This window comes from Haloferax sp. Atlit-12N, from assembly GCF_003383095.1.
GTDB lineage: Archaea > Halobacteriota > Halobacteria > Halobacteriales > Haloferacaceae > Haloferax.
Window position 1 is genome coordinate 1 of record NZ_PSYW01000001.1, and the last position, 19,138, is coordinate 19,138.

19 protein-coding genes and 1 pseudogene are annotated in these 19,138 nt (G+C 69.2%); 10 read left to right on the forward strand and 10 right to left on the reverse strand.

What is annotated here, in order from left to right:
• Positions 1-132 (forward strand): annotated as a pseudogene (locus tag C5B90_RS00005) (mandelate racemase/muconate lactonizing enzyme family protein); the annotation flags it as partial.
• Between the two features lie 173 nt (positions 133-305).
• On the opposite strand, the gene galK reads toward C5B90_RS00005, so the two are convergent.
• The 3 genes from galK to C5B90_RS00020 all read right to left on the reverse strand — a co-directional run bounded on the left by galK (position 306) and on the right by C5B90_RS00020 (position 2,831).
• Positions 306-1,538 carry a galactokinase gene (galK, locus tag C5B90_RS00010; RefSeq protein WP_115878070.1) on the reverse strand — a complete coding sequence of 411 codons (1,233 nt, stop codon included), beginning with the start codon at positions 1,536-1,538 and terminating at the stop codon, positions 306-308.
• Positions 1,535-2,119 (reverse strand): MOSC domain-containing protein, encoded by a 585-nt coding sequence (locus C5B90_RS00015; RefSeq protein WP_115878072.1) that lies wholly within the window; start codon positions 2,117-2,119, stop codon positions 1,535-1,537. The genes galK and C5B90_RS00015 overlap by 4 nt, the downstream gene beginning before the upstream one ends.
• 76 nt (positions 2,120-2,195) lie before the next feature.
• The gene (locus tag C5B90_RS00020) at positions 2,196-2,831 is read right to left on the reverse strand and encodes a rubrerythrin family protein (RefSeq protein ID WP_115880495.1); all 636 of its coding nucleotides are present in this window, start codon (positions 2,829-2,831) and stop codon (positions 2,196-2,198) included.
• Between the two features lie 137 nt (positions 2,832-2,968).
• Here C5B90_RS00020 and C5B90_RS00025 point away from each other — a divergent pair, with 137 nt between their 5' ends.
• Entirely contained in the window at positions 2,969-4,720 is a 1,752-nt protein-coding gene (locus C5B90_RS00025; RefSeq protein WP_115878074.1) for a globin-coupled sensor protein, read from the forward strand.
• Between the two features lie 66 nt (positions 4,721-4,786).
• Positions 4,787-5,947, forward strand: a complete 1,161-nt coding sequence (locus C5B90_RS00030; protein ID WP_115878076.1) for an MBL fold metallo-hydrolase — start codon at positions 4,787-4,789, stop codon at positions 5,945-5,947.
• Positions 5,948-6,063: 116 nt separating this feature from the next.
• Here C5B90_RS00030 and C5B90_RS00035 read toward each other — a convergent pair whose 3' ends face one another.
• The 3 genes from C5B90_RS00035 to C5B90_RS00045 form a co-directional block, all read right to left on the reverse strand.
• Complete coding sequence (locus C5B90_RS00035) at positions 6,064-6,390, reverse strand: 2Fe-2S iron-sulfur cluster-binding protein (RefSeq protein ID WP_089777904.1); 327 nt, start codon at positions 6,388-6,390, stop codon at positions 6,064-6,066.
• Between the two features lie 121 nt (positions 6,391-6,511).
• A complete protein-coding gene (locus C5B90_RS00040) occupies positions 6,512-7,021 on the reverse strand; it encodes a universal stress protein (RefSeq protein ID WP_115878078.1) in 510 nt (169 codons plus the stop codon).
• Between the two features lie 34 nt (positions 7,022-7,055).
• Positions 7,056-7,343 (reverse strand): hypothetical protein, encoded by a 288-nt coding sequence (locus C5B90_RS00045; protein WP_115878079.1) that lies wholly within the window; start codon positions 7,341-7,343, stop codon positions 7,056-7,058.
• 101 nt (positions 7,344-7,444) lie between these two features.
• On the opposite strand from C5B90_RS00045, the gene C5B90_RS00050 reads away from it, so the two are divergent.
• Positions 7,445-9,088: a flippase activity-associated protein Agl23 gene (locus C5B90_RS00050; RefSeq protein WP_115878081.1), complete on the forward strand. Its 1,644-nt coding sequence runs from the start codon at positions 7,445-7,447 to the stop codon at positions 9,086-9,088.
• A gap of 72 nt (positions 9,089-9,160) precedes the next feature.
• On the opposite strand, the gene C5B90_RS00055 is transcribed toward C5B90_RS00050, so the two are convergent.
• Complete coding sequence (locus C5B90_RS00055) at positions 9,161-10,114, reverse strand: transcription initiation factor IIB family protein (protein ID WP_004043457.1); 954 nt, start codon at positions 10,112-10,114, stop codon at positions 9,161-9,163.
• A gap of 141 nt (positions 10,115-10,255) precedes the next feature.
• On the opposite strand from C5B90_RS00055, the gene C5B90_RS00060 reads away from it, so the two are divergent.
• The 3 genes from C5B90_RS00060 to C5B90_RS00070 all read left to right on the forward strand — a co-directional run bounded on the left by C5B90_RS00060 (position 10,256) and on the right by C5B90_RS00070 (position 12,492).
• On the forward strand, positions 10,256-11,239 hold the full coding sequence (locus C5B90_RS00060; RefSeq protein WP_115878083.1) for a lamin tail domain-containing protein: 984 nt from the start codon (positions 10,256-10,258) through the stop codon (positions 11,237-11,239).
• A 231-nt stretch (positions 11,240-11,470) separates the two neighbouring features.
• Positions 11,471-11,866 (forward strand): hypothetical protein, encoded by a 396-nt coding sequence (locus C5B90_RS00065; protein WP_115878084.1) that lies wholly within the window; start codon positions 11,471-11,473, stop codon positions 11,864-11,866.
• Entirely contained in the window at positions 11,866-12,492 is a 627-nt protein-coding gene (locus tag C5B90_RS00070) for an METTL5 family protein (protein ID WP_058567510.1), read from the forward strand. The genes C5B90_RS00065 and C5B90_RS00070 overlap by 1 nt, the downstream gene beginning before the upstream one ends.
• 79 nt (positions 12,493-12,571) lie before the next feature.
• Here the strand turns inward: C5B90_RS00070 and C5B90_RS00075 are convergent, their stop codons facing one another.
• The 3 genes from C5B90_RS00075 to C5B90_RS00085 all read right to left on the reverse strand — a co-directional run bounded on the left by C5B90_RS00075 (position 12,572) and on the right by C5B90_RS00085 (position 14,918).
• The gene (locus C5B90_RS00075) at positions 12,572-14,224 is read right to left on the reverse strand and encodes a rhomboid family intramembrane serine protease (protein ID WP_115878086.1); all 1,653 of its coding nucleotides are present in this window, start codon (positions 14,222-14,224) and stop codon (positions 12,572-12,574) included.
• Positions 14,225-14,368: 144 nt separating this feature from the next.
• Positions 14,369-14,647, reverse strand: coding sequence for a UPF0058 family protein (locus C5B90_RS00080; protein ID WP_004977032.1), 279 nt, complete (start codon positions 14,645-14,647; stop codon positions 14,369-14,371).
• A 58-nt stretch (positions 14,648-14,705) separates the two neighbouring features.
• A complete protein-coding gene (locus C5B90_RS00085; protein ID WP_004043463.1) occupies positions 14,706-14,918 on the reverse strand; it encodes a ribbon-helix-helix domain-containing protein in 213 nt (70 codons plus the stop codon).
• A 182-nt stretch (positions 14,919-15,100) separates the two neighbouring features.
• On the opposite strand from C5B90_RS00085, the gene C5B90_RS00090 reads away from it, so the two are divergent.
• From C5B90_RS00090 to menD, 3 genes are all read left to right on the forward strand, one after another.
• Entirely contained in the window at positions 15,101-15,694 is a 594-nt protein-coding gene (locus C5B90_RS00090) for a sulfite oxidase-like oxidoreductase (RefSeq protein ID WP_115878088.1), read from the forward strand.
• A gap of 246 nt (positions 15,695-15,940) precedes the next feature.
• On the forward strand, positions 15,941-17,272 hold the full coding sequence (locus tag C5B90_RS00095) for an isochorismate synthase MenF (RefSeq protein WP_115878090.1): 1,332 nt from the start codon (positions 15,941-15,943) through the stop codon (positions 17,270-17,272).
• Positions 17,273-17,349: 77 nt separating this feature from the next.
• The gene (menD, locus tag C5B90_RS00100) at positions 17,350-19,098 is read left to right on the forward strand and encodes a 2-succinyl-5-enolpyruvyl-6-hydroxy-3-cyclohexene-1-carboxylic-acid synthase (RefSeq protein ID WP_115878092.1); all 1,749 of its coding nucleotides are present in this window, start codon (positions 17,350-17,352) and stop codon (positions 19,096-19,098) included.
• Positions 19,099-19,138 lie beyond the last annotated feature (40 nt).

Genomic DNA, 19,138 nt, shown 5'->3' on the forward strand with positions numbered 1-19,138 from the left:
CTCGTAGAGGAGACGGTCATCGAGGACGGTTACATCGAGATTCCGGAGAAGCCGGGCCTCGGCGTGACGCTGGACATGGACACCGTCGAAGAGCACATGGTCGACGGCGAGACGCTGTTCGACGAGGCGTAAGCCGAAGTCGAATCAGTCGAGCTTCGCTCGACAGTATTCGACGAGGAGTGAAACGACTCGTCGAGCCAGCAGCACGGAGTGCTGCGCTGTTCGACGAGGCGTAAGCCAAAGTCAAACTCACGGACCCGCGTTCCGATTTTTCCGAGACTCCACGCGGAGCCGTCGGCTCGCGCTTACTCCTCGCCGACCAGCCGAACGCCGGCGGAGGGGCGACAGGCGAACACGTCGGCGTCGGGGCCGACGCGCTCGGGGGCTGCGTCTCGAATCTCACGCGTCGCCCGGTCGAGTGCGTCGTCATCGACCAGCGCAACCGCGCTCCCGCCGAAGCCGCCGCCGGTCATCCGCGCGCCGTAGACGCCGGGCGTCTCGGCGGCGAGTTCGACCGCCGCGTCGAGTTCCGAACAGCTCACCTCGTAGTCGTCGCGCAGGCTCTCGTGCGCCGCGAGCATCGCGTCGCCGACGCGGTCGAGGTGGCCCGCGGCGAGCGCGTCGCGGGCGCGACGGACGCGCTCGTTTTCGGTCACGACATGTCGAATCCGGCGGCGGTGCATCGGGTCCAGCGAGCCGGCGTGGGCGTCGAGGAGGTCGCGGTCCACGTCGCGCAGGGAGTCGAGGTCGCGGTCGGCGACCTCACGGAGGGAATCGAGCGCCGCCGCGCACTCGCGGACGCGGTCGTTGTAGCCCGACTCGGTCAGTTCGTGGGAGACGCCGGTGTCGATGACGAGGACGCCGACACCGTCGCCGAGTGGAACCGGCTCGAACTCGCGGCTCCGGCAGTCGAGAAAGAGCGCCGAGTCGGCTTCGCACAGCGCCGCGGAGAACTGGTCGAGGATGCCGCACTCGACGCCGACGCCCTCGCGTTCGGCCCGCCAGCACGCCAGTGCGAGGTCGGCGGTGGGGAGGTCGCGCCCGGAGACCGCGAGGAGCGCACGGCCGACAGAAAGTTCGAGCGCGGCCGACGAGGAGAGCCCCGCGCCCGTGGGCACGTCCGAGGTGATGGCGAGGTCCGCGCCGCCGATCGGGAGGTCCTCGCGGAGGACGCGAGCGACCGCGGCGACGTAGGCCGCCCAGCCGTCAGGGTCGTCGCCGGGGGCGAGCTCGGCCGTCTCGTCGAAGTCGGCGGCGCGGACGCGGAGTCGGTCGTCGCTTCTCGGGCGGGCCGCGACCGCGACGTGGCGGTCCACGGCCATCGGGAGGCAGAGGCCGTCGTTGTAGTCCGTGTGGCCACCGACGAGGTTCACTCGGCCGGGAGCGACGGCGACCGTCGAGGTCGCGCTCACGGGCGAGTCTGCGTCCGACGCCGAGGTGTCGCCTTCGTTCCGGAGCGACGCGAGTGCGGCCTTCGCGCGTTCCACCGGTGTCGAGGCCGTCGCGCCCACGGCGTCGGTATCGTCGTCACCAGTCATTCGTGGTCGTCTCCGCGTTCCTCGTGGCTCGTCGCGGCTTCGTCGTCGTCCGCGACTCGCACACCGCCGAGTCGCTGGGCTATCTGGCGGCCCAGTTCGCGCGGGTTCGCCTCGGTCACGCGGAGATCGTCACCGACCGCGACCCGGCCGGGAGCGAGCACGTCCGCGCAGATACCCCCGCGAGACTCGCGGAGGGCATCGCCCACGTCGTCGTCGCCGACGAGGTCCGCGAGGTACGCGCAGGGCGGCCTGAGCTTCGTCCCGCGGAGTTCCGCTCCGCCGAGTTCGAACGTCGCGTCGAGCAGGGCGTCGAGGTCGACGCCGCGGACGACGACGTTCCGGCGGTGTTGGCCGTCAGCGAGGTCGAGATCGTACTCGCGCGCCGCGTCGTCCAGCACCGCGGCGTCGACGAGCGTTACCTGACAGCCGTCGGTCGCCGAGTAGAAGCCGTCGCCGTCGGCGTAGCGGTCGCCCTCGATGCCGCCCGCCGCGACCGCGACGGTCTCGTGGGAGACCATCGGCTCCCCCTTCGACGGCGCGGTGTACAGCGCTTCGACGCGCCCGCGAACCTCGGAAGTCATACCTCCGGCTACCACTCGGGGACACGAATAGGTTGGGTCGACGACGCGGGGCGGTTCCGGGCGTCCTCGACTCGACTCAGCAGAGTGGCTTCGGGTCGACGCCGAGTTCGGCGAGGCCGTCGGCGTAGTCGTCGTACGCCAGTTGGACGACGTACTCGGCGACCATCCGGGCGCGCTCCCAGTCCTCGTCGCTCTCGCAGCGCTCGGCCAAGAGGTCGAGACCGGTCGCAAGCGTCTCCTCTGTCTCGGCTTTCAGGTCGCGAAAGAGGTCGGCGCGGGGCTCGTCCGCCTCGTTGACGAAGAAGCTGATGACCTGCGTGTGGGTCCGAATCGAGACGAGGCCGCGGCCGACCATCCCGGCGGCGGCCCGCTCGATAGCGTCCTCGCGCCCGCGGAGATACGCGTGCATCACGCCGGGTTCATCCGGGAGGTCGACCTCCTCGCCGAGCGCGTCGAGGACGCGGTCGAGGTGTTCGGCCTCTTGGGTCGCGGTGGCCTCGAAGGCGGCGCTCGCTTCCTCGTCGGACTCGTCGTCGGCCCACGCCTCGAACGTCCCACGGGCCGCGTGCTCGGAGTACGCGGCGGCGCGGAGCACCGCCGGCTCGGAGAGGTCCGCATCGGTCAGCGCCAACAGGAGCTTCGACGAGCCGAGTCGGTCGAGTTGCGTTCGCTTCGCCGTCTCGACTGACTCGCGGAAGGAATCGGCGTCCATACCGTTCATCGGTCCGCCAGTCACCTGAACATTCGGTCCGGTCCACGACTGTGGGGTTCTCATGGCAATCCGTTCCGGTATCATTCGTGATATCGAGCGGAGAGGGTTGAAATACTGGTGTCTGTTGAGAACGGTATATGACAGACTCCTCGGGGCAAGTCGACGCGAGCGCGCGAGCGGGCGTCGATGGAGACGCGCTGCTCTCGCAGTTGGATATCGACGCGGCGGAAATCGACCGACGGAAATCGTTCGTTCGTCTCTCGGAGGGAGACGAACGTCGCCTGCACGACCTCGAACCGCTCTTGGACGAGTTTGCGGACGAGTTCGCGGCGGAGTTCTACGACCACCTCGGCGAGCACGCGACGACGAAGTTCTTCGGTCGCTCGACGAAGAATATGGAGATGCTGCAGGCCGACCAGGCGGCGTACCTCCGCGAACTCGGCCGCGGCGAGTACGGTGAGGACTACTTCGCGAAGCGGGCTCGAATCGGGAAATTACACGATATGATAGACCTCGGGCCGAAGTTCTACCTCGGGGCGTACTCGGTCTACTACGAGGGCATTCTGGGTGCCGTTGCGGACGAGGTGAAAGCGGAGTTCATCGGCGGCGACACGGCCGGGAACGACGCCGATGTCGGTGCTGACGACGACGCCGACGCTGACGGCCTCCTTTCGGGACTACTCGGTGGCGCGGCCGGCGTCTCCAGCGGTCTCCGCGGTGGCGACGACCGGGTCGAAGACGCCGTCGACGAGGTCGTCGCGCGCATCCTCCCCGTGTTGAAGCTCCTATCCCTTGACCAGCAGGTGGCGATGGAGACGTACATCCACTCGTACAGCCGGGCCGCGCGGGAGGCCGCCGAGCGTCGGCGCGCCCTCGCAAACGAGGTCGAAGCCGACGTGAGCGAGCCGGTCGAGTCGCTCCTGCGGACCTCCGAGGAAGTCACCGAGCGGACCGACGACATCGAGACCACGGCGCAGGCGCAGGCCGACGACATGGCGACGGTCGCCGCCGAGGTGTCGGACATGAGCGCGACCGTCGAGGAAATCGCGGCGACCGCGGAGGAGGTCGAGCGGACCAGCGCCGACGCCGCCATGCGCGCCGCCGAGGGGGAGGACGCCGCCGACGAGGCTATCGACGTGATGCGCGACGTGAGCGAGGCCGCGGAGACCGCCTCCGAGGACGTCCAGCAACTGCACGACCAAATCGCGGAGATAGACGAGGTGCTCGACGCCATCAACGACATCGCGGAGCAGACGAACCTGCTCGCGCTCAACGCCTCCATCGAGGCCGCCCGCGCCGGCGACGCGGGCGAGGGGTTCGCCGTCGTCGCCAGCGAGGTCAAGAACCTCGCGGAGGAGTCGCAGGCCCGCGCCGCCGAGGTCGAGGGCACGGTTGACCAAATCCAGACCGAGGCGAAGGAGACCATCGAGAGCCTCTCGCAGACGACCGGCCGACTCTACGACGGCATCGACCGCGGCGAGGACGTGATGGGGAGCCTCTCGGACATCTCGGCGGCGGTCGAACAGGCTACCGTCGGCGTCGGCGAAGTCGCCTCGGCGACCGACGACCAAGCCGAGAGCGCCGAGCAAATCGCCCGCATGGTCGACGACGCGACCGCCCGCGCGACCACCGTGTCGGACCAAATCGGCGACATCGCCGACGCCAACCGCTCGCAGACCGAACAGGTGCTCTCGATTCGTCACGCCGCCGAACGTCTCGGTGGTGGCGAGACGGGCGTCGCTGGCGGGGCGGGCACGCCACTCGGAACGGGCTCCGACACCCCGACAACCGGTGGTGTCGACGGCCCACCAGCCGGCGTCCTCGACGAGTCCGGCTTCGACCAACCGCTCTCGAACCGCCTGAGCAACGACGGCGGAACGACCGAGTAGCGCGGGCCACTGCTCTTTCTTCGGTCCGCGTAGCGTTCTTCCGCCCGGCGCGCGTATCGTGTGCGTATGACTCCCGAGGAACTGGCGGCCCGACTCGCCCGCGGCGACCCCACGACGGTGCTCGACGTGCGCAACCGCGACGAGTTCGAGGCGTGGCGCGTCGACGGCGCGGGCGTGACCGCGACGCAGATTCCGGCGATTCGTTTCACGCAGGCCGAGGTTCGCGGGACGGTCGACGAACTCGCGGCCGAGTTCCGAGATGCCCCCTCGCCCGTGGTCGTCGTCTGCGCGGAGGGCCGGTCGAGCGCCCACGTCGCCGACCTGCTCTCCGAAGCCGGCGTCCCCGCGGAGAATCTCGAAACCGGCATGGACGGCTGGGCGCGCGTCTACCGCGCCCGCGAACTCCCGGTCAGAATCGCGGACGGGGACTCGAACGCGGACGCGACGGTCCTCCAGTACGACCGCCCCTCCAGCGGCTGTCTCGCCTATCTGGTCGTCGCCGGCGACGAGGCGGTCGTCGTCGACCCGCTTCGGGCGTTCGCGGACCGATACGTCGAAGACGCCCGCGAGCGCGGTGCGGAAGTCGTCGCCGCCGTCGACACCCACGTCCACGCCGACCACATCAGCGGCGTCAGCGCGGTCGCGGAGCGAACCGAGGCGACCGCCGTCTTCCCGGCAGGCGCGACCGACCGCGGCCTCGACTTCGACGCGCGACTCGTCGCTGACGGCGAGACCATCGGCATCGGCGACGCGGAACTCGTCGCCGTCCACGCGCCGGGGCACACGACCGAGATGACTGCGTTCCGCCTCGGCGACCTGCTCTTTGCGAGCGACAGCCTCTTTTTAGAGAGCGTCGCTCGCCCGGACCTCGAAGACGGCGACGAGGGCGCGCCCGCCGCCGCGAGGCGGCTTCACGCGACGCTCACGGAACGCTACGGGGAGTTCGCCGACGACACGCTGGTCGCGCCCACCCACTACGGCCCGCGGACGGTCCCGGACGAAACCGGCGCGTACGTCGCGGAACTCGGGACGCTCCGGGACCGACTCGGGGCGCTCTCGATGGACGAGGCGGCGTTCGTCTCGTTCGTCTGTTCCGACATGCCGCCGCGGCCGGCCAACTACGAGCGCATCATCGAGACGAACCTCGGGCGCGACTCGCTGTCGGACGAAGAGGCGTTCGAGGTCGAGTTGGGGCCGAACAACTGCGCGGCGACGAGCGAGGCGTGAGACGCGGTCCGCGGGCCGAGCGCGTGTGCCGGGCCGGCGCGTCGGCTCAGCGGCGCGATGCGGAACTGAGAACGTGGGTCGGCGGCCGCAGGGCCGCCCCCGGAGAGTACCCGTCGTCAGTCGTCGTCTGCGGCGGTGCCGGCGGCCGCGGCGTCGCCCTCGATGCTCGGGGGGTAGACGCCGCGGTCGAGTTTGAGGTCGCTCTGCGGGCGGGCCATGCAGGTGAGCGCGAAGCGCTCGGCCTCCTCTTCAGTCAGCCCGCGAGCGGCGGGCTGGGTGACGTCGCCTTCGAGAATCTCGGCGGAGCAAGCGAGGCACATCCCGACGCGGCAGGAGTACTCCTGTGCGATGCCCTCCTCGATGCAGGCCTTGAGGATAGTCTGCTTGTCGGAGACGGTGATGGTCTCGCCCGTGCCGACGAACTCGACGGTGTACTCGGTCATACCGCGGCCTATGAGCGACCGCACCAAAACTGTTTATCAAAGCCGCGGCCCCCGTCGCCGACCGCGCCGGCCGAGATGAACGGACGGTGCGGCGAACGCTCGCCTCGCGCCCGCGTTCGGACTACTCCTCGGTTTCGGCGTCCGCGTCCGTCTCTTCGTTCGCGGCGTCCGTCTCTTCGTTCGCGGCGTCCGTCTCGTCTTCTTCGTCGTCCAGTCGGATGGTGAGCACCGGGACCGGCGAGGTGCGGACGACGCGCTCGGTGACGCTTCCGAGAAGATAGTGGCTCAGCCCCGTGCGACCATGCGTGCCCATGACGACGAGGTCTATCGCGTGGTCGTCGATGTACTCCCGGATGGAGCGGTAGGCGGTCCCGGTAACGACCTCCGCCTGTACCTCGATGCCGGCTTCCTCGGCGGCCTTGCTGACGTGTCGGGTCGCGGCGTCGCCCTCCCGTTCGAGGGCGTCGATGACCACGTCCGCGCCGGCGTCGAGCGAGGTGTAGATGCTGGTGTCGACGACGTACAGCGCGTGAATCCGCGCGTCGTAGGTCTTCGCGAGGTCGAGCGCGTGGTCGATAGCGCGTTCGGCGGCCTTGCTGCCGTCGGTCGGGACGAGGATTTCGCTGTACATGACGAATTATACTTAGTTCGGAACGCGGTTAATACTACTCCTCATTCCCGTCGTCTTGGAACGACAGGACGGCCTCCTCGCAGGCCTGCAGTCCGTCGATTCGCTCGGTCTCGTCGTCGAGTTCGACCGTCTCGACGACCGACCAGCCGGCGTCGTCCTCGTAGGCGACGCCCTTGACCCACGCCTCGGTGGCGAAAAGCAGGCTTCGGGCGGGACCGTCGTCCTCGACGGCGACGACCAGTTCGAACGCGTCGGCGCGGTTCAAAGACGTCAACTCCTGCGGTTCGAGGGGGCGAGCGGGTAGCGACTCGATGAGCGACATATCCGACTGCTACCGGTCGGTGGGGATGACGCTTTCGAAGGGGCGGGCCGCCGGCCTTCCAAGTCGTAACCTTTCTGCCGTCCGGCGCGCCACGTCATCCCATGATTCCCTCCCGCGTCGGGCGGCGGCCCGACCGAACGACGCTCGCCGTCGTCGCGCTCGCCGCCGCGGCACTCGTCGTCCGCCTCGCCGGCCTCGGCGACCGGCCGCTTCACTGGGATGAGGCCCGCGTCGGCTACTGGAGCCTCCGGTCGCTCGAAACCGGCTTCTTCTCGTATCGTCCCGTCGCCGGCGGCCCGCTCGTCTACCACCTTTCGCGGCCGTCGCTCGCGCTGTTCGGCGCGACCGACTTCGCGCTCCGCCTCCCGTTCGCGCTGTTCGGCGCGGCCCTCCCGCTCGCGGCGCTCCTCTTCCGCGGCCGCCTCGCCGCCGACGAAACCGTCGGGTTCGCGGCCGTCCTCGCGGCGAACCCGATTCTCGTCTACTACGGCCGGTTCGCCCGCGGCGACGTCCTCGCGGTCGGCTTCGCGCTCGTCGCCTTCGGGTTCGCGCTCCGCCTCGTCGACGGCGCGGGGCGGCGCAACGCCTACGGACTCGCCGCGGCCGTCGCGCTCGCCGTCGCCTCCTCGGGCCTCGGCGTCGTCGCGCTCGTCTGTCTCGCCGTCGCCGGCCTCCTGGTGTTCGACCACGCGGCGCTCCTCACGTCGGCGCGCCCGGCCGCGATGCGCCTCGGCGAGTACGCCGCCCGACTCCGCGGCGCGGCGACGCCGGCGGCCCGCGCGCTCCTCGTCTTCGTCGCGCTCTACGTCTTCGCGTTCGCCCCGCGGGCGGGCGACACCGACGGCGCGGGCCTCTACACGCCGGGGACGGTTCTCGGCGCAATCGACGCGGCGCTGTTCGGCTCGGTTCGCCGCTTCGTCGGCGTCCGCGTCGTCGACCGCTACCCGGAGGGGACCCACGAGTATCTCCCGTACTTCGGCGACCTCCTCGGCGCGCTCGCGCTCGCGGCGCTTCCGGTCGTCCTCCTCGGTGCGGCGGTCTTCCTCGTCGACCGCTACACGGCCGGCGGGCCGCGTCCGGAGGTGTCGGCGGCGGTCTACTGGGCCGGCGCGTCGCTGGTGTTCGTCCCCATGTTGACCGAGGTGTCCGCGCCGTGGCTCGGCGTCTACGTCGTCGTCCCGCTCGCGCTCCCGGCGGGTATCGGTCTCGCGGCGCTCGTCCGCTGGGGCCGCAGCGCGTTCGACTCGCGGGACGTGCCCCGCGTCGCGGCCGCGGTCATCGTTCTGCTCGCGCTCGTCGCCCAGACCGGTGCGGTGGCGACGACCGAGGTGTACGGTCCGAGCGACCGCAACACCGAACTCGCGCACTTCGCCCAGCCGTCCAGCGAGTTCTCGTCGTTCCGCGACAACCTCTCCGCGTGGGTCGGGCCGACCGACGACGAGGGGCCGGAGGTGCTCTACTACGGGAGCTCGATGTACATCGCCGACGGCGCGGCCGACTACCCGCCGGTCCCCGACGCGTGGGGCGAACAGCTCCCGATGGCGTGGTACGTCGAGCGAATCGGCGCCGACTCGACGTCGGCGGCGACGCCTGAGGCGCTCGAATCCCGGTCGTCGGTGCCGCCGGTGGTCATCGCGCCCGCCGACAAGCGCGGGACGGTCGCGCCGCTCCTCGACGGTTACGTCGCACACCAGTACGACACCGGCCTCTGGGGACGGTCGGTCGTGGTGTTCGTGAAAAACTGAAACTGAGCCTCGTCGACGGACGTCAGTCGGTGACGGTGAGCCGGGTCGCGGGTCTGGTCGACGGGCCGACGCTCAGCGGAAGCCCATCGCTTCGATCTGTTCTTGGTAGCGGTTCCGGATGGTGACCTCCGTCACCTGCGCCACGTCCGCGACCTCGCGCTGGGTCTTCTTCTCGTTGCAGAGAAGCGACGCGGCGTAGATTGCGGCGGCGGCGAAGCCGGTCGGCGACTTGCCCGACAGCAGGCCCTGCTCGGCGGACACGTCGATGATTTCGGTCGCCTTCGCCTGTACCTCTTCGGAGAGGTCGAGCGCGGAGGCGAACCGCGGGACGAACTGCTTGGGGTCGACGGGCTTGAGTTCGAGACCGAGTTCCTGCGAGATGTAGCGGTACGTACGACCGATTTCCTTCTGCGGGACGCGCGACACTTCCGCGACCTCGTCGAGCGAGCGCGGGATGCCTTCCTGACGGCAGGCGGCGTACAGCGCGGATGTGGCGACGCCTTCGATGGAGCGGCCACGAATCAGGTCCTCGTTGAGCGCGCGGCGATAGATGACGGACGCGACTTCCCGAACCGACCGCGGGACGCCGAGCGCCGACGCCATGCGGTCGATTTCGCTGAGCGCGAACTGGAGGTTGCGCTCGCCGGCGTCCTTCGTCCGGATGCGCTCTTGCCACTTGCGCAGGCGGTGCATCTGCGAGCGTTTCTCGGACGAAAGCGAGCGACCGTAGGCGTCTTTGTCCTTCCAGTCGATGGTCGTCGTCAGCCCCCGGTCGTGCATCGTCTCCGTGATGGGCGCACCCACGCGCGACTTCGACTGCCGCTCGGAGTGGTTGAACGCCCGCCACTCCGGGCCGCGGTCGATTTGTCGCTCATCGAGGACGAGACCACAGTCGTCACACACCAGTTCCCCCTGGTCTGCGTCCGTGACGATCTGGTCAGAGCCGCACTCCGGACAGTTGACTTGCTCGTCCTCTTGTGCCGTTGCCTCCTCCTCTCGCTGACGCTGCCGGCTCGGACGTTCCATTAAAAGGTTTCTGGTGGAGCGTGAATTTAAACCTTTGTAACAGAAATATGATACAGGCCGCTGTCTGGCGATTCGGAGACTCCGGATTCGGGCGACTGGGATGCACCTACTTATACAGTTCCCTGACTAACGGTGAATCGAATGGTCAGACGTGCTACCACGACACTCGTTGTCGTCGTTCTCGCGGTCCTCGCGGGCTGTCTCGGCGGGGGTGGCGCGGGCGCGCCGACGACAGTCGAATCGACCGCGACGGAGACGGCATCGCCGACGGCGCAGTCGGAGTCGCCGACGACCGCGGCCGCCGAAGGCGACGTGACAGTCGAGGTGGTCGAGGTGGTCGACGGCGACACCATCAAGGTCGTCATGCCGGACGGCGCGCGCGAGACGGTTCGGCTTCTCGGCGTCGACACCCCGGAAGTCCACGCCGAGAACACGCCCGACGAGTTCGAGGGCGTCCCCGAGACCGAGGCCGGCCGGACCTGCCTCCGCGCGGCCGGCGAGAACGCGAGCGCCTACGCGAAGTCACGACTCGCCGACCGAACCGTCGAACTCCGCTACGACGAGAAGGCCGGGGAGCGCGGCTACTACGGCCGGCTCCTCGCGTACGTCGTCGTCGACGGCGCGGAGTTCAACCACGACCTCATCGCCGAGGGCCACGCCCGGGTCTACGAGAGTTCGTTCGAGGAGCGCGAGCGCTACGAGCGCGCCGAACGCGACGCCAGAGAGCGCGGGGTCGGCCTCTGGTCCTGCGCGACCGAGGGGTCGGCCGCGGGCGGCCCGGACGCGACCACCGACGACGGCCTCTCGGTCTCGGTCGTCGCCGACGCGCCCGGCAACGACAACGACAACCTGAACGAGGAGTACGTCACGCTCCGGAACGACGGCGACGCCGCCATCGACCTCTCGGGGTGGACCGTCTCCGACGCGGCGGGCGCGACCTACACGTTCGCCGAGGGGACCGAACTCGACCCCGGCGCGTCGCTGACGCTCCACACGGGGTCGGGAACCGACACCGACGAGGACGTCTACTGGGGTCGCGGCGGCGCGGTGTGGAACAACGGCGGCGACACGGTCACGATTCGCGACGCCGCGGGGACTGAGGTACTCTCGTACACGTACGAGTAGCGAAATTAGCGTCGGAATGAACCTCGGCGTCCGAGTGGACCGCCCGCGCGGTCAGGGGGAATGGGGGTGGAGCGTGTGCCCCCGTCGGCAGTACGGTTACCATGGCTATCAGCCCCTAGGCTGTCACGGCGGAACGGCGAACCCCCGTGCTATCAGCGGATTCCACGCACAGAAATTACCACTAGGCATTTACAAAGATATATACATAACCAAAGGAAATGTGTGTGCAACATGAGCACGCTCGAATCCTCGTCCGCCGAAGCCGCACTCGTCGCTGGCCGTCCCGCCGACCTGACGCCCGTCGTCCTCGACGCGTCGGGGCTGGAGTCGACTGCTCCCGCGCACCTCCGCGACCTGAAGACCGAACTCGCCGAGGAGGGCTACCTCCCCGCCGAACTCACCGTGGAAGCCCGCTTCTGCGAGGACGACCCGCTCGCGGTGCAGTCGGAGTCCGACCGCCTCCGCGAGTACGTCCGCGCCGCCGCGTTCCTCGGCGTCGGGCGCGTCGCCGTCGACGTCGCGGAGTGCTGTCGCCCCGACGACGCCAAGTCGGCGCTCGCGGCGCTCGGCGAACGCGCCCGGCGCGAGGGTGTCGCTTTTGAGCTTCGAGGTTCCATCGACGGCTGATGGCAACCAAGGCCGCGCTGGAGGCGCAGTTGGCGGTGGTCGCCGGCTTCGAGAACCCGAAGGTCTCGCTCGAACAGTACCCGACGCCGCCGGACCTCGCCGCGCACCTCGTCCACCTCGCGGACCTCCGCGGCGACATCGAGGACGCGACGGTCCTCGATTTGGGCTCCGGAACCGGCATGCTCGGACTCGGCGCGGCGCTCCGCTCGCCCGCCCGCGTCGTCGGCGTCGAACTCGACGACGACGCGCTCGAAACCGCGACGGACAACGCCCGCCGGGTCGGCGCGAGCGCACCCATCGACTGGATTCGCGCCGACGCGACCCGCCTGCCGCTCTGTCTCCCCGACGACCGGCAGGTCACGGTGCTCATGAACCCGCCGTTCGGCGCGCAGCGGGGCAACGAACACGCCGACCGCGCATTCCTCGAATCGGTCGCGTCGGTCGCCGACGTGTCCTACTCGGTCCACAACGAGGGAAGCAAGGAGTTCGTCGAGTCGTTCGTCGCCGACGCCGGCGGCGACCTCACGGACGCGTTCCGGGCGACGTTCGACCTCGACCGCCAGTTCGACTTCCACGACGAGGACCGCCGACAGCTCGACGCCGAAGTGTTCCGCATCGAGTGGTGAGGCGGCGGCGGTCGCACCGCCGGCCCATCACCGCTCGAACCGTCCGTAGACACCGCACGAATCGTCCGCCGACCGCGCCCTAATTGTACGTCTCTTGTCGCGCGATGCGGACTTTCGTCCCCCGCGACTCGGCGAAGACGAACGACTTCTCGCGGACGAACCGAATGCCGTCGAGCGTCGTGCTCGCGTTCTTCGTCGGCATCGGCCCCCTGACGGTCCCGCTGTCCGACGACACTTGGATGTCGTAGCCCGTCGCGGTCGGCACGACGGAGATGTTCCGGCGGGAGACGACCGGTTCGGCCCGGACCGGGCCGGTCTCGTAGGTCAGTCGCGCCTCGCCGTCGGCGACGAGGAACACCCGGTAGGCGGTTCCCGCGCCCATAACGACGTAGCCGTCGCGGACCGCCGTCACCCGGTCGCGCCAGCCGAGGCCGCCGAGCCTGACCGTCGACTCGCCGTCGAACGCTAGCCGACTCGTGGAGACGGCGGTGGTCCAGATGCCGCGCCGCTCGCTTCTGACGATGACCCCGGAGGTGTTGGTCGTCGTCGACTCGCCGAACAGTTCGATGTCGAAGACGGCGGTCAGCCCGTTCGGCACGTCCTCGGCGTAGGTCACGTCGTAGTCCCTGACCGAGACGCTCTCGCCCGGCAGGTCGTCGCCGCTCGCGGTGAACGTGTTGTACAGCATCGCCGGCCCCGACAGGGCCGCGACGACGACGAGGAGAACGGCGAGGCCGGCCTGCCAGCGGCGGGCCGAAAACAGCGAGTTGTCGGGCGCGTACTCGCGGAGCGGCCTGTCTGAGGCCGCGACCGTCAGTGCGACGATGGTCGCGAGCGCGACGACGAGCGCGAAGCCGACGGCGCGAAACAGCACGTAGGTCTCGCCGCCGCGGTACCAGTACACCGCCCACAGCGACTCGCTCACGGAAAACAGGAGGACGCCGGCGAAGCTCCGGAGGGCGGGCGGGTTCGACCCCTCGCGGCGGTGGCTGAGCCACACGCCGAGGAGGACGCCGAACAGGAAGCCGATTGCGTGACCCTGAATGGCGATTTGGGACCACCACGGCGTCGAGAAGACGGGACGGGCCGACGAGACGACTTCGGGCGAGAGCATCGCGTTGTAAAACAGGCTGACGACGCGCCCCGAGACGAACGCCAAGATGGTCGTCAGCGGCCGGAAGACGAGCGCGAAGCCGGCGAACGCGAACACGACGCCGGAGAAGCCGACGACCGGGCCGAGCGCGAAGACGGAGGTCAGAAGCCCCACGCCGACGACGACCGCGGGGAAGACGACGAGCGACCGGACGTAGGGGTTCTCGCGGGCCGACCCGAACGACGTGGACCCGCGGCGCGTTGGGTAGTGTCCCCACGCGTACTCCGCGACCGGCGCGAGCGTGAGCGTGCCGACGAGGTTGCCGACGAGGTGGCCGGCGCTGGAGTGGGCGAACGCGGCGGTCAGCATCCCGGTCGGGTAGAAGTACGACCACGCCCGGAACGGGATGACGATGGGCCGGTACCACGACGACCAGCCGTCCTGAACCACGAGGTAGACGAGGAGGACGCCGCCGGCGCTGACGAGCGTTCCGAGCGGGAGGCCGAACAGGAAGCGCCGCCGGAGCGCCGCCGAGAGCCGACTCGGTCTGTCGACGACGGCGAGCGCGACGGCCGCGGCGAGGAGCGCGAGGAGCGCGGCGAGCCGCTGGAACGGTATCCAGCCCGGTATCTCTAGCATTAGCTACCTGTGTCGTGCGAACGGGTGATAAAGAAACCCGCGGAGAACTGCTTGAGAAGAGCTAGCGTGCGACACGAACCCGACGGCGGACGACGACTCAGCGTCGGGCGGTCGGTCGCGGGGCGCGCTGCGGCGGATGGCCGCTCAGATTTTTCCTTCGGCGTCGTCGGCCAGTTCCTCCATGCGCTTGCCGACGCGGCCCGCGCTGGAGAACTCGTCGTCGCTCATCGCGGTCGCGAGGGCGTTTCCGAGCACGAACACGGCGTGTTTGTGCTCGCTTTTCGATTTGTGGACGTGGGAGGGCTCGACCGCAAGCTCGTCGTAGGGGTCGAACAGGCTCGAATCGACGTGATCGCGGGCCGAGAAGTGGTCCTTGATGATAACCATCTGTTCGTGCAGCTCCAGCAGTTCGTCCTTGTGCATGAGCGTTGGTTAGGCGCGAGGGCGGTTTAAGCGTTATTGGGGGATACTGTCACTCGGCTCAGAAGACGTACTCGTCTTCGTGACCCATCATCCCGTCGTCTTCGTACGCGCGGTCCTCGTCGGACATCGGACCGCTGGTCTTGTACGCGCGGATACCGGTCGACAGCAGGTCCTCGATGGCCTCGTCGCGGTTGACGAACTCGCCCTGTTCGACGAGTTGGACGATCTGCATCTCCAGGTGTTCCGGCACGGTAATCTCTACTTTGGGCATCTGAACGTCCGTCGCTTTGGAAGGGCCGTATATAACTCTACCGGGGGAATAATCGGGTTTTCCGAAGGTCGTCCGGGCGAACTCGAATCTCCCCTTACGTTCGGTTAGTGCGGTCGTCGGCCCGGTCGCCGACGGGTGTCCGGAGTCGTTAGTGATAGGTGCGTCGGGCCGAAGATTCGACCATGGCCAACGACGTGACCCACCTCTACGAGGAGTTCGGCGACGACCGACTCCCGCCGGGCCAACGCGAGACCCAGCGGTTCCCCGTGCTCTCCAAGAGCGGCACGCCCTCGTGGGACTCCGAGACGTGGTCGTTCGAGGCGTGGGGCGCGGTCGAGACCGAACTCGACCTCTCGTTCGACGAGTTCCGCGACTTCCCCTCCGAGACGCAGGTACAGGACTTCCACTGCGTCACCGGCTGGAGCAAGTTCGACTGCGAGTTCGAGGGCGTCACGTTCCCGACGCTCGCCGACGCGGTCGGCGTCGACGACGACGCGGTCCACGTGATGTTCCACGCGATGGACGGCTACACGACGAACCTGCCCCTCGACCAGTGCATGCGCGACGAGGTCATGTTCGTCTGGGGCTACGACGGCGAGGACCTGCCCGCCGACCACGGCGGCCCCCTTCGGGTCGTCACCCCGCACAAGTACGCCTACAAGGGCGCGAAGTGGGTCTCGGGCGTCGAGTTCCTCACCGAACCCGAACGCGGCTACTGGGAGAAACGCGGGTACTCGAACACGGCGAACCCGTGGAACGAAGAGCGGTACAGCTAACCTAAGTTTTTGGTCCAGATTTTTGCGTGGTGAGCGTAGCGAACCACGGAAAAAGGTGGGCGAACCCGTGGAACGAAGAGCGGTACAGCTGAGCTGATTTTTCAGCGTTTTCGGCGGTCGCTTCGCGTCCGAGCCCCCAGCGTTGTCGTTCGGTGGACAGATGTGCGCGTCCCACTGTCTCCCTCCGGGGCGGCGGGCGGAACAGAAGGGAGAGTTTCAAGCGTCCCCGGTCCTGACCCACGGTCGATGGAACCGTTGCGGACAGACGAGGTGGGGGACCATCTCGTCAGCAGGTCGGTTCGACTGTCTGCGCCGCCCGTCTCGGCGTCGCTCGCGACGATGCGTCGCCCGCGGGCGCTGTGGACCGCCCCCGACGAGCCGACAGTCGTCGGCGGCGGCGTCGCCGTGGCCGTCGAGGCAGACGGCCCTGAGCGACTCGCGCGCATCCGCGAGTCGGCCACGGCGCTGTTCGACGGCGCGGACGTTGACGCCCCCGACGCCGCCCGCCCGCGATTCTTCGGCGGCCTCGCCTTCCACGAGGAGGCGACCGGCCGCGACCCGTGGGCCGACTTCCCGGCCGCGCGCTTCGTCGTCCCCGAGGTGCAAGTCGCCTTCGACGGCGACGACGCGTGGCTCACGGTCACCGCCGTCGGCGCTGACGCCGACCCGGAGGTCGTCGGCGACCGGCTCGACGAGGTCCGCGAGACGCTCGAATCGCTCGACGACGAACCCTCCGAGGGACCGCCGGGTGTCGCGGACCGTCACCGAACGACCTCGGTGGAGGCGTGGCACGAGAGCGTCGATGCCGCGGTCTCTCGCATCCGCGCCGGCGACCTCCAGAAGGTCGTCCTCGCGCAGGCGCTCGAAGTCGAACTCGACCGCCCCGCCGCCGCGCCCGACCTGCTCGCCCGCCTCGGCCGGACGTACCCCGACTGCCACCGCTTCCTCGTCGAGCCGAACGGCGGGGCGAGTTTCCTCGGCGCGACGCCCGAGCGGCTCGTCTCGCTCCGCGGCCGCGAGGTCGAGACCGGCGCGCTCGCCGGAACGACCGGCCGCGGCGACACCGACGACGAAGACGAGTGGCTGGCGAACGAACTGCTCGGAAGCGAGAAGGACAACCACGAACACGAACTCGTCGCGGAGACGATTCGGGAACAGCTCGCGCCCCTGTCGGCCGACATTCGCGTCGGCGACCGCGGGATCCGGAAGCTCGCGACCGTCCAGCACCTCTGGACGCCCATCGACGCGACGCTCGAACGCGACGAGCACGTCCTCTCGCTCGTGGACGCGCTTCACCCGACGCCCGCGGTCGGCGGCCTCCCGCCCGAGGCCGCCCTCGACGTGATTCGCGACACCGAGCCGTTCGACCGCGGCTGGTACGCCGCGCCCGTCGGCTGGTTCGACGCCGACGGCGACGGCAGTTTCGCGGTCGCGCTTCGCTCGGCAATCGTCGAGGAGACGCTGGCGACGCTCTTTGCGGGCGTCGGCCTCGTCGCCGACTCGGACCCCGACGCCGAGTGGGACGAGGTGCAACTGAAGTACCGCCCCGTCCTCGACGAACTCGAACGCGACGACTGAGTTCGGGACCGACGACCGGCACCGGAGCCGACGACAGATCTTGATTCGATTCAATCCGACTTGACGACATAGACGAGATGACAGCACCGAACCGAAACGCCCTCTGGGCACGGACCTTCTCCGATGAACTGGCACGCACCGGTATCGACGCGGTGTGCATCGCACCCGGTAGTCGCTCGACGCCCCTCACGGAGGCGTTCGACCGCCACGACGACATCGAGACGTTCTCGCACCTCGACGAGCGCTCGGCGGCCTACTTCGCGCTCGGCCGCGCCCGGCGCACGGGCGAGGTGACGCCCATCGTCTGCACCTCGGGCACCGCCGCGGCCAACTTCCACCCCGCGGTCATCGAGGCGTCGCAGGCCCGCGTGCCGATGCTCGTCCTCACGGCCGACCGCCCGCCGGAACTCCGCGACAGCGGGGCCAACCAGACCGTCGACCAGGAGAAGCTCTACGGCGACGCCGTCCGTTGGTACAAGGACATGCCCGAACCGGAGGCCACAGACAGGAAACTCCGGAGCCTCCGGACGACCGCCGCCCGCGCCGTCTCCGAGGCGACCGGCGTTGACGCCGGCCCTGTCCACCTCAACTTCCCCTTCAGGAAGCCGCTCGAACCGACGTACGTCGAGGGCGACGTGCCAGCCGACCTCGACCCCGAGGCGCTCGACGGCCGGAGCGGGAGCCGCCCCTACGTCAAGACGACCGCGGGCGCGCCGGAACTCTCCGAGGACCACCTCCGAAAGCTGGCCGACGACCTCGCGGTCGACCGTGGACTCATCGTCGCCGGTCCCGCCGACACGCCGGGATTCAACGCCGAGGCCGTCGCCGCGTTCGCCCACGCGACCGGCTTCCCCGTCGTCGCCGACCCGCTTTCGGGGCTCCGATTCGGCGGTCACACCCGAACGACGACCGTTCTCGGCGGCTACGACGCCTACCTCGACGAGCGCGTCACCGCCGACTGGCCCGACCCGGAGGTCGTCGTCCGCATCGGCGCGTCGCCGACCTCGAAGGCGCTCCGAAAGTATCTCGCGCGCACCGACGCCAGACAGTTCCTCGTCGACCCGACGGGCCGCTGGCGCGAGGCCGAGTTCGGCGCGACCGACCTCGTGGAGGCCGAGCCGTCGGTGCTCGCGTGGCGGCTCTCGCAACTCATCCGCAACCGCCCGGACGAGTCGTGGAACGCGCTGTGGACCGACGCGGAAGAGGCCTACTGGGGGCTCGTCGACGACGAGACTGACACGTTCGAGGGCCGACTCGCGGCCGACGTGGCCGACCTCGCGCCCGAGCCGTCGACGCTGTTCGTCTCGAACTCCATGCCCGTCCGCGACCTCGACCGCTTCGCGCGCCCCTCGACGAAGTCCCGGACAGTCCTCGGTAACCGCGGCGCGTCCGGCATCGACGGCGTCGTCTCCTCGGCGCTCGGAGCCGGCTCCGCGGCGACCGACCACCTGACGCTCCTGACCGGCGACCTCGCGTACTACCACGACATGAACGGTCTGCTCGCGCTCGGTCGCCTCGGCGTGGACGCGACCATCGTCCTCGTCAACAACGACGGCGGCGGCATCTTCCACATGCTCCCCATCGAGGAGTACGAACCGCCCTTCACGGACCAGTTCAAGACGCCCCACGGCCTCGACTTCGAAGCCACCGAGGACCTCTACGACCTCTCGTTCGCGTCGGTCGACCCGGACGACTTCCGTGACGCCTACGCCGAGTCGGTCGCCACCGACGGCACCGATGTCATCGAGGTCCGCACCGACGCCGAGTCCTCGCACCGGGTGCGCGAGCGCATCGCCGAGCGCGCCGTCGAGCGTCTGTCCGATTGACCGATTGACTGACTGACCGAACCAGTCGACCGACTGACTT